At 68.3% G+C, this 8,923-nt stretch carries 8 protein-coding genes; 3 read left to right on the forward strand and 5 right to left on the reverse strand.

Annotated elements, in window-relative coordinates:
* Positions 1 to 81 precede the first annotated feature (81 nt).
* Both DESFRDRAFT_RS20155 and DESFRDRAFT_RS20160 read right to left on the reverse strand, forming a co-directional pair.
* Positions 82 to 1,308 (reverse strand): DUF362 domain-containing protein, encoded by a 1,227-nt coding sequence (locus DESFRDRAFT_RS20155; protein ID WP_005997115.1) that lies wholly within the window; start codon positions 1,306 to 1,308, stop codon positions 82 to 84.
* Positions 1,284 to 2,858 carry a class I adenylate-forming enzyme family protein gene (locus tag DESFRDRAFT_RS20160; RefSeq protein WP_005997116.1) on the reverse strand — a complete coding sequence of 525 codons (1,575 nt, stop codon included), beginning with the start codon at positions 2,856 to 2,858 and terminating at the stop codon, positions 1,284 to 1,286. Before DESFRDRAFT_RS20160 ends, DESFRDRAFT_RS20155 begins: the two co-directional genes overlap by 25 nt.
* A gap of 152 nt (positions 2,859 to 3,010) precedes the next feature.
* Between DESFRDRAFT_RS20160 and DESFRDRAFT_RS20165 the strand changes: the two genes are divergently transcribed.
* Both DESFRDRAFT_RS20165 and DESFRDRAFT_RS20170 read left to right on the forward strand, forming a co-directional pair.
* Positions 3,011 to 3,355 carry a hypothetical protein gene (locus DESFRDRAFT_RS20165; RefSeq protein WP_005997117.1) on the forward strand — a complete coding sequence of 115 codons (345 nt, stop codon included), beginning with the start codon at positions 3,011 to 3,013 and terminating at the stop codon, positions 3,353 to 3,355.
* 173 nt (positions 3,356 to 3,528) lie between these two features.
* Positions 3,529 to 3,930, forward strand: coding sequence for a hypothetical protein (locus DESFRDRAFT_RS20170; RefSeq protein ID WP_005997118.1), 402 nt, complete (start codon positions 3,529 to 3,531; stop codon positions 3,928 to 3,930).
* Positions 3,931 to 3,941: 11 nt separating this feature from the next.
* On the opposite strand, the gene DESFRDRAFT_RS20175 is transcribed toward DESFRDRAFT_RS20170, so the two are convergent.
* Positions 3,942 to 4,766 (reverse strand): phosphoadenosine phosphosulfate reductase family protein, encoded by an 825-nt coding sequence (locus tag DESFRDRAFT_RS20175; protein WP_005997119.1) that lies wholly within the window; start codon positions 4,764 to 4,766, stop codon positions 3,942 to 3,944.
* 241 nt (positions 4,767 to 5,007) lie between these two features.
* On the opposite strand from DESFRDRAFT_RS20175, the gene DESFRDRAFT_RS20180 reads away from it, so the two are divergent.
* Positions 5,008 to 6,639, forward strand: a complete 1,632-nt coding sequence (locus DESFRDRAFT_RS20180) for a PAS domain-containing hybrid sensor histidine kinase/response regulator (protein WP_144005097.1) — start codon at positions 5,008 to 5,010, stop codon at positions 6,637 to 6,639.
* Here the strand turns inward: DESFRDRAFT_RS20180 and DESFRDRAFT_RS20185 are convergent.
* Complete coding sequence (locus DESFRDRAFT_RS20185; RefSeq protein WP_005997122.1) at positions 6,611 to 7,768, reverse strand: glycosyltransferase family 4 protein; 1,158 nt, start codon at positions 7,766 to 7,768, stop codon at positions 6,611 to 6,613. The two genes, DESFRDRAFT_RS20180 and DESFRDRAFT_RS20185, sit on opposite strands and share 29 nt — an antisense overlap.
* Entirely contained in the window at positions 7,759 to 8,748 is a 990-nt protein-coding gene (locus tag DESFRDRAFT_RS20190; protein WP_005997123.1) for a glycosyltransferase, read from the reverse strand. Before DESFRDRAFT_RS20190 ends, DESFRDRAFT_RS20185 begins: the two co-directional genes overlap by 10 nt.
* Between the last annotated feature and the right edge of the window lie 175 nt (positions 8,749 to 8,923).

The raw sequence follows: 8,923 nt of genomic DNA on the forward strand, positions 1-8,923 counted from the left end.
CAACGGTTACAAATGGGGTAACGTCAACCCACTGTAACCGCTAGAAGTCTTTGGAAAGGGGGTCTGGGGGGAAACTTTTCTTCAGAAAAGTTTCCCCCCAGCGCCTTTATACGCCTTGTAAAAGTCCAAAATATGCGGCGGGCAGCCGGGAATGGAGTGGGCGAGACCCGTGTTGTGGTGGGTGTCGTAGGCAAGCGGCGCGGCGCAGGCCCCGAAGCACCACAGTTCGCCTTTGACGTTGCGCAGGTTGCGCCGTTCGGGCATGGGCACGCCGACATAGAGCGTCACCGGCTCGCGCCCGGCAAAGGCTCCTTCGCTGGCGAGCTTGTCCAGGGCGTGACGCAGGGCCGACAGACAGCCGAAACAGGCCCCGCCCTCCAGCACCCGCACCGCGTCGTAGGCCCCGGCGCAGCCGATGACCGGCCGCGCGAAAACGCGCCGCAGCGTGTCCGGATCGGCCCCCACCACCGTGATGGCGGCAAGGTCGGTCTCGCCCAGGCCCTCCTGCCGGGCCAGACGCAACATGGCCACCTCGCTTGCCGCGATGCCCATCAGATCCGCCGCCACGGTATCCACGGCGCACACGTCCGTGCCCGCCGCGATCACGTTCATGTCCGGCACCGCCGCCCCGGACAGCGGGGCCTGGCCCTGCACCGCCCACAGGGCGTCGAGCACGGTGAGCGCCGGCCGGACCACGCGCAGGATGTCCACAACCTTGGCGTTGATGTCGTTGCGGTGGCAGAACATGCGCTGCTCGTCGCACACCAGGCCGTAGAGGTTTTTGATGCCGAGGGTGACCAGCGTATGCACGTGGGTCTTCATCTTGGGCACGTTTATGAGCACGTCGGCTTCGGCCACGGCGCGCGGCAAAAGCACCGGGTCGAAAAGGAAGGCGTCGGGATTGGCCACGGCCACGGGCGCGTCGCGGTCGAAATGGACGATCTCCCCGCCGCAGGCGGCGACCGCCTTGGTGAAATCGGAAAGGCAGGACAGGGCGCGCTCCAGGGACAGGCCGTAGCCCGGGTTGTCGCCGACCAGCACCTTGGCCGCCCCGGCGTCGCGCAGCAGGCGCACCAGGGCCAGGATGACCCGTTCGTCCGTCACGATGGCGCAGGGATTGCGGGGATCCGGGCGCACGAGGTTGGGCTTGACCAGCACGCGCCTGCCCCGGACCATGCCCGACAGGTCGCAGCAGGCTCCGACGGCCTCGGCCACCAGCACCGCCACCACGGCCAGGCTCTTGGCGGTGTAGTCGTTTGGACTTTCGGGAACCGGACGCGAAGCTAGGGCGACACGAGGGCGCGCCATGCGATCTTTCCTCCTGGGGTTCTGGGCAGCGCCTCGCGGACTTCGATGACGCGCGGCATTTTCATGCGGTGCAGCCGTCCGGAAAGATACTGGCGCAGCCCGGCCGGGGAGAGTTCGGTCCCGGCGCGCGGCACCACCACGGCCTTGGCCACTTCACCGCGAAGCGCATCGGCCTCGGGAATGACGATGCACTCGGCCACGTCCGGGTGCGTGCGCAGCGCCTCCTCGATCTCCACCGGAAAGACCTTCATGCCGCCGACCTTGAGCAGCATGCTTTGGCGGCCGGCGAAATAAAACGCGCCGTCGGGCTCGCGGCGCACGATGTCGCCCGTATGGAACCGGCCGCCGTAGAGCCGAAATTCCGGCCGGGCCTCCTCGCCGAAATAGCCCGGACACACCCCCGGCCCGGACATGACCAGTTCCCCGGGTTCGCCGCAATCGGCCTCGGAGCCGTCCTCGCGCACGACCCGGGCCACGTAGCCGGGAACCGGCCGCCCCAGCCGGCAGGCGGCATGGCCCTCGCCCGGGCGGTTGGCCAGCCCCACCCCAGTGGTCTCGGTGCTGCCCCAGACAGGCAAAATGGGCAGGCAATAGCGCTCCAAAAGCCCGGAAGCCAGGGCCGAGGGCACATGCATGCCGCCGGATTCGGCCACCCGCACCGTGGCCAGGGGATTTTCCGAGCCCGCCGGCAGGCGCAGCAGGGTTTCGTAGATGGCGGCCACGGCCATAAGCGCCGTCACCTTGTGGCGCGCGCAGGCTCCGGCCACGGCCTTTGCCGCCACCCGGTCGCACAGGACGAGACGGCCGCCGAGGAAAAGCGGGCGCATGAGCGTCTCGTGGGGATGGACAAAAGCCGGCATCAGGCACAGGTGCACGTCCTCGGGCGTGAGCGCGAAGGCGGCCACCGAGGCCTCGGTGTTGGCGATCAGGTTGCAAAGCGTGGTCACGGCCCCCTTGGGCGCGCCCGTGGTGCCGGAGGTGAAGTTCAAATAGACCGGATCGTCCGGCCCGACATCGGGCAGGGCAACCGGAAACGGCCCGGCGCACAGCGCCTCGAAATCCGACAGCCCGGCCGGGACGGCGGCGCCAGCCGCGTCGCCCCTGTCCATGACGACCAGGGCAAAGGGCGGCTTACCGCCGGTCAGGTTTTCGAGCAGGGGCAGGAATTCGGCCGCGACACAGACCACGGCCGGGGCCAGACGGTCGAGCACGGCGCGCAGGACCGGCGGCGGCTGGTTGGGGTCCAAGGGGAAAAAAACACCGCCACAGGCGGCGGCGGCGAGAAAAGCGGTCACGGCCGCCGGGGTCTTGCGGGACAGCACGGCCAGACGCCCCCCCTTGCCCAGGCCGCGCGCGGCCAACCCGGCGGCCAGCCGCGCCGCGCGCTCGGCCAGCTCGCCATGGCGCACGACCGTCGCCCCGTGCAAAATGCATGCGCCATCGGGATCGGCCTCGGCGTTGCGGCGGGCCAGGGCGTAAAGCCCGCCGCGAAGCGTTCCGATGGGACCGGAGACCCGGCTATGCGCCGGGAAGGGCTTATTTTCGGACATAACCCAACATACGTCAAAAAAAGCGTTTTTGGCAAGATGGGCGCAGGGTTGCCCGGCGATTGCCGACCGCTCCGTTCCGGTATAAAGCCATTGCGTCCCGCTGGAACATCCGGCCGGACGGCGTCCCACCACATCGCATCCGCGGAGGCGGCATGAATACGAGGCGTTTGGCCCTGACCTTTTGCTTGGCTGCCCTTTTCTCGTGGCTGCTTGCTTCCGGTTCGGCCCTGGCCGCCACCCCGGACGACGACACGCGGCCCGTAAAAACCGGCGTCAGCGTCACCGGCATCGTGGAAGAGGACTATTCCGACGGCCTGCTTTTGACCACGGACACCGGGGTCACCTACCTGGTGCTCACCCCCGACGCCATCAGCCTGGAGCAGGAAGAGGCCTTCCAAAAAAAATACAAGGGCAAGCGGGTCACCCTGACCGGCAACGTCTACCGCGACGAGGACGGGTCGCTGAGCCTCGCCGTCGGCTCCCTCCCCCCGCAATAAGGCGCGGGGGCGGCCCCCACGCCAAGCCCCACGCCCGCCAGGTGTTCCTGTCTGTCGGCAGGGCCGCTTCCCATTCCGAAAAAAAGGTGTATTGGTCGCGAAACCGGAATCTCAATCCGGCAGTCGCGGCCGCGTGCCCGCCACGCGGCAACCACCGCGACGGGAGGTGCGCCATGCGCTTTTTGACCACTGCCGTGAAAACACTGCCGCTTTTGGCCGTCCTCGGCCTGGTGCCGGCAACGCCAGGACTGGCGCTCACCACGCGGGTGACGCCCCAGGGCATCCCCTACGTTTCGGGCGGCGTGGGCATGGACGAGCGGGCGGAGATGGACGCCGTGGCCGGCCAATACAACCTGCGTCTGGAATTCGCCCGATCGGACGGGGCCTATCTCGGCGACGTGCGGGTGGCGTTTCGCGGCACGGCCTCCGGGGACATCGTCACCGACGGCCCGGTGCTCCTGTTGCGCCTGCCGGCCGGGAGCTACACGGTGACGGCCGTCTCCGGCGGCGTGCCCGAAACGCGGCAGCTCGTCGTCGGCGCGTCGGGTCCGCGCGCCGCCACCTTCATCTGGTAGCCGTCGCGGCGCTACATGTAGCCCAGGGCGCGCAGCTGCTCCATGGCCTCTTCCTTTTCCTGGTCCCGGCCGGCCCGCTCCCCGGAGCGGTCGGCGAGGTCCTGCTCCCAGGCCGGAAGATCGCTTTGGCGCACGGTGCCGGTCTTGGTGCCGAGGCTGCGGTAGCCTTGCCGGTAGAGTTCGCAAAAGGGGATGTCGTTGCCAAGGGTGATGTCCCACACGTCGCGCTCGAGCATGTGCAGGATAGGGTGGATGCGCAGGTGGGGCGGGTCTTCGCGCGGGCTTTCGTAGTCCTCGTTAGCCCGGGCCGGATGTTCGTCCCAGCGGATGGCCGTGGCCAGCGCCGCCACGCCCGCCCGGCGCAAAAAGGCGTTTAAGGGCGCGACCTTCATCAGCTGGTTGCCGATGGGCGATTCCGGATCGAAGGGAAAGGCCTCGCCGGTAAAACCCGTCCGGGCAAGCTCGGCCCGGCTGTCCCCGGACAGGGCGTCCACGGGGATGACGTCGCCGATATGCGGCTTGCGGGACAGGATGTCGTCGTTGGCGACCACGGTCAGGTCCAGCCCCCAGGCGTCGACCAGGCGCTTTTGAAAATCCACGATCTCGTCGAAGGGGTCGCCCTCGTTGATGGTCACCACCCGGGGCATGGCCAGTCCCCGCTCGGCGCAGACCCGCCGCGTGACCCAAAGCACCAGGGTGCTGTCCTTGGCCCCGGTCCAGGCCAGCCGGAAATCCGGGCCGAACCGGCCGATGGCCCCGGCGACGATGTCCTTGGACAAGGCGATCTTCCCATCCAGGGACAAGGCCCAGCGGGCTTCGCGTTGTATTTCGTCCATACCCGTTCCTCGCGGGCGGCCGACCGCCGCCCCTTTTGGACAGGTTTGTACAGGCCGCGGCGCGGCAAGGGCAAGTTCTTTCGCCAATGCTCCGGCATCCTTCGCAACCGGTCCGACGCCTCCCTTCCCTTGCGCAAAGGACGGCGGAATGCCATAAAGGATGGACCGTAACATTGGTCTCCCCGGCAACGCGCCTCACGTTTCGCAACCGACCCTACCCTCGTGTTCATGGGGCATGCGCATGGCCGCCGACAGCACCGCTTCCGCGTCCCCTTCGGCGGACGCCCTCAAACGCCAGGTCGCGGCCCTCGAGGCCCTGGTGTCCCGGCTGCGCCTACGCCAGGAGCGGTGCGAGCTTTTCTTCGAGCGTTCGGTCATGGGCATCCTGCTCGGCGACAACGAGGGGAACCTGTTCGACGCCAATCCCCGGGCCCTGGAGCTTCTGGGCTATACCCTCGAAGAAATCCGCGCCGCCAACATCCGGGATCTCATCCACCCCGACGACATGCGCATGGTTTCCTGCATGGCCGGGCCCATGGCTTCCCTGGCCGGCCTGCCCTTCACCATCGAACGCCGCTACCGCCGCAAGGACGGCACATGGCTGCCGGTCCAGGTCGATTTCAGCCCGTTGGACGACACCGGCCAGTGCTTCCAGGCCATGCTCCAGGACATCAGCGCCCGCCGGGCGGCCGAGGACGCCAAAAACGCGGCCTTAAGCCAGGTCCGTAGCGCCAGCCAGGCCAAGTCGGCTTTTCTGGCCAACATGAGCCATGAAATCCGCACGCCGTTAAACGGCGTCATGGGCATGCTCCAACTACTGCTGGCCACCCCCCATTCGCCGGAACAGGACGAATACATGCGCACGGCCATGGACGCCGCCTCGGCCCTGCTGCGGCTCCTCTCCGACATCCTCGACTTCTCCAGCCTGGATGGCGGCACCATGTCCCTGTCCCAGGAGCTTTTCACCGTCAGCGACGTCCTCGACCCGATCATCGCCTCCTTCGCCCACGAGGCCGCCATCAAAGGGCTGGCCTTTTCCTGCCGGGTGGCGCCGCAGACCCCGGCCCGCCTGCGCGGCGATCCGGCACGATTGCGTCAACTCCTCTACAATCTTACCGGAAACGCCATCAAATACACGACGTTCGGCCGCGTGGAACTGGATGTGGCCCCGGTGGAGAAGCCCGAATCCCCTTGTATGGCCCTGCTCGAATTCGCCGTGCGGGACACCGGCATCGGCATCCCGTCCGAAAAGCTGGACCACGTGCTCGACGCCTTTGCCCAGGCCGACGCCTCCGTGACCCGAGCCCACGGCGGATTGGGGTTGGGGCTGACCATCGTCCGGGCCATAGCCGAGCGCATGGGCGGGCGCATCCTGTTGTCCAGCCAACCGGGCCAGGGCACGGAGGCCAGGGTGCGCCTGCCCTTCGCCCGGCCGCCGGAGATGGCTCCCCCGGTTGCGCCCTCCGCCAAGCCCTGCCTCATCGGCCGCCGGGTGTTGGTGGTGGAGGACGAAGCCGTCAACCGGCTGACCATCCAGGCCATGCTGCGACGGCTCGGCTGCGAGACGGTCCTGACGGAAAACGGCCGGGAAGCGCTGGCCAGGCTGGCCGGAGAAGATTTCGACTGCGTGCTGATGGATGTGCGGATGCCGCTTCTGGACGGGCTTTCCGCCACCCGGGCCGTGCGGGACGGATCGGCCGGGGCGCGCAATCCGGCGATCCCCATCCTGGCGCTCACCGCCCATGCCCTGACCGAGGACCGGGAACAGGCGCTGGCCGCCGGGGTCGACGGCTACGTGGTCAAGCCCGTGGACCTGGAAGCGCTGGCCCGGGCCATGGATGCGGTCATTCCCGAATGCCGGGAAGAGGCGTAACCGCGCCGATCCCTCCAGCCACCCGACGATAGGCGGCAACGGCCAGGGCGACGGCCGCGTCCCAGGTGAGCTCCCGCGCCCGGGCCAACCCCTTTCGCCGCAACGCGGCGGCCACGTCCGCGTCCGTCAGCACCCGTTCCAACGCGGCGGCCAGCCCATCGACGTCCGAAGGGTCGACCAAAAGCGCCGCATCTCCCGCCACCTCGGGCACGGCCGCGGCCGTGCTCGCCACGACCGGAGCGCCGCAGGCCATGGCCTCGGCCACGGGCAGGCCGAACCCCTCGCCGAAGCTCGGATAGGCAAAGGCCGCCGCGCCGCTGTAAAGCGCGGACAGGTCCTCCTGGGGCACGGAGCCGGCGAAAACGATGCCCTCCCCGCTCCCGCCGCGACGCATGGCTTCGTGGAACGCTGCGAAAAGCCGGTCCCGGCCGCCGGCCAGGACCAGAAACGGCGCGGCCGGTCCCATCTTCCGACGCAACACCTGATGCGCGGCCACGAGTCCCGGCAAATTCTTGCGCGGCTCGATGCGGCCGACATAGAGGAGGTAGCGGCCTTCCGGGAGCCCAAGCCGTCCCCGCATGGCGGCAAGGCGCCCCGGATCGGTCACGGGAAAAAAACCTTCGCCAACGCCGTTAGGGGCAAACGCCACCCTGTCCCCGGGCACGCGGTAGCGCGAAACGATCTCCCGGCGGCTGAAATCCGAAACGGTCAGCACCATCCCGGCCCGGCGGGCGCTGCCCGGATAAAGCAGCCGCATGAGCGAGCCGAGTCCCTTGGGGAAGTATTGGGGCAGGGTTTCGTGCAGGATGTCGTGCACCGTGAGCACCGTTGGCGGGCCGCCGACCAGGGGACCGACATACTGGCAGTGCAGCACGTCCACCTCACCCGCCGCCCGGGCCGGAAACGGCCGGATTAGCCGGCCGAAGCGTCCCGGCGGAATGGGGCGCAAGACGACATTCGACGCGCCCGGGGCCAGGGCCCGGGCGGTTGGTCCCTGCGGATCGGCGACATAATAGACGAAATCGATGTCCGGCGCGGCAAAGGGCAGCCGCGCGGCCAGATTGGCGATATAGGTGCGCGAGCCCTGCATGAGGTCGGAGAGCCCATGCAGGTCGAGTCCTACCCGCATGTCCGGCCGCCCGCCTTTTTGCCGCAAAACGTCCGGCCGGTCAGCCGGGAGCAAACGGCCAGCCCCGCGCCCAGGGCAAAGGCGAAGGCCCTGGCGCAGACGATGCCCGGCGCGACAATGGCCACAGGCGCATCCCGCCGGGCCGCGAAGCGGGCAAACGGCACGGACGAGGCCGCAAGCGCCGCCCCCGCAAGAAGCGCCAGCAAGCCCCCGAACGCCGCAAACGGCCACAGCGCGATGCCCAGGCCGCACAGGCCGGCAAGCGCCGTCTGGACGCGAAGAAGCCCCGGTGTGTAGCCGTCGCGCAGCATTTTTTGCGGATGGGCCCGGCAAGCGGCCAGACGCCAGTAGGCCCGCCGAGCCTTGATGCGCAGATAGCCGGACAGGCTGGCCGGATGGCGGTGATAGGTCATGGCCCGGGGAGCGAAGACCAGCCGGTGGCCGGCCCGGCACAGGCGGTAGGAAAATTCCGTGTCCTCGTTGTCGGCCACGGGAAAGGACGTGTCGAAGCCGCCCTGGGCCACGAACACCTCGCGCCGGAAGGCGGCGGCATAGGTGGCGACCAGGTCGAGACAGGGAAATTTCGCGGCGAAGAGATAGCGGTCCTCGAATTCGAGCTGGGCGAACCGGGCGACAAGTCCGGTCTGCCGGGTGCGGTAGGCCCCCTGCACGCCGGAGACGGCCGGATCGTCGAAGGGCCGGATCAGCTGGGCCAGAAAATCGGGCAACGGCGTGCAATCGGCGTCGGTGAAAACCAGGATGTCGCCCGTGGCCCGCAGCGCCCCGGCATTGCGGGCCGCGGCCGGTCCCTGGTTCTCCTGGCGCACGACCATGGCCCCCCGGGCGGCGGCAACGGCCGCCGTGGCGTCGGTGGAACCGTCGTCCACGACCACCACTTCCACCCGGGCCGCATCCACGGTCTGCCGGGCAAGGGCGTCCAGGGTGTCGGCCAGGGTCCCGGCCGCGTTGTAGGCCGGCACGATGACGGAAATGGATGGGGGAGTGGTGGTAGTAGTTGAAGGAGGAGAAGGAGGAGCGGACAAGAGGGTGCGAGAGGGGAAACCCTTTGAAAAGGGTTCTCCCCTCTCGCGCTCTCCCCTTCCTAAACTTTTTATTGGCATCATCTCATTATGGATTTTTTTTTCCTGATTACAC

The sequence above is a fragment of the Solidesulfovibrio fructosivorans JJ] genome, from assembly GCF_000179555.1.
Taxonomy (GTDB): Bacteria; Desulfobacterota; Desulfovibrionia; order Desulfovibrionales; family Desulfovibrionaceae; genus Solidesulfovibrio; species Solidesulfovibrio fructosivorans.

What these genes read in the sequence shown, in the direction of transcription:
- DESFRDRAFT_RS20155 (WP_005997115.1), bottom strand. Translation starts at nt 1,308, where the DNA reads ATGGCGCGCCCTCGTGTCGCCCTAGCTTCGCGTCCGGTTCCCGAAAGT.
- DESFRDRAFT_RS20160 (WP_005997116.1), bottom strand. Translation starts at nt 2,858, where the DNA reads ATGTCCGAAAATAAGCCCTTCCCGGCGCATAGCCGGGTCTCCGGTCCC.
- DESFRDRAFT_RS20165 (WP_005997117.1), top strand. Translation starts at nt 3,011, where the DNA reads ATGAATACGAGGCGTTTGGCCCTGACCTTTTGCTTGGCTGCCCTTTTC.
- DESFRDRAFT_RS20170 (WP_005997118.1), top strand. Translation starts at nt 3,529, where the DNA reads ATGCGCTTTTTGACCACTGCCGTGAAAACACTGCCGCTTTTGGCCGTC.
- DESFRDRAFT_RS20175 (WP_005997119.1), bottom strand. Translation starts at nt 4,766, where the DNA reads ATGGACGAAATACAACGCGAAGCCCGCTGGGCCTTGTCCCTGGATGGG.
- DESFRDRAFT_RS20180 (WP_144005097.1), top strand. Translation starts at nt 5,008, where the DNA reads ATGGCCGCCGACAGCACCGCTTCCGCGTCCCCTTCGGCGGACGCCCTC.
- DESFRDRAFT_RS20185 (WP_005997122.1), bottom strand. Translation starts at nt 7,768, where the DNA reads ATGCGGGTAGGACTCGACCTGCATGGGCTCTCCGACCTCATGCAGGGC.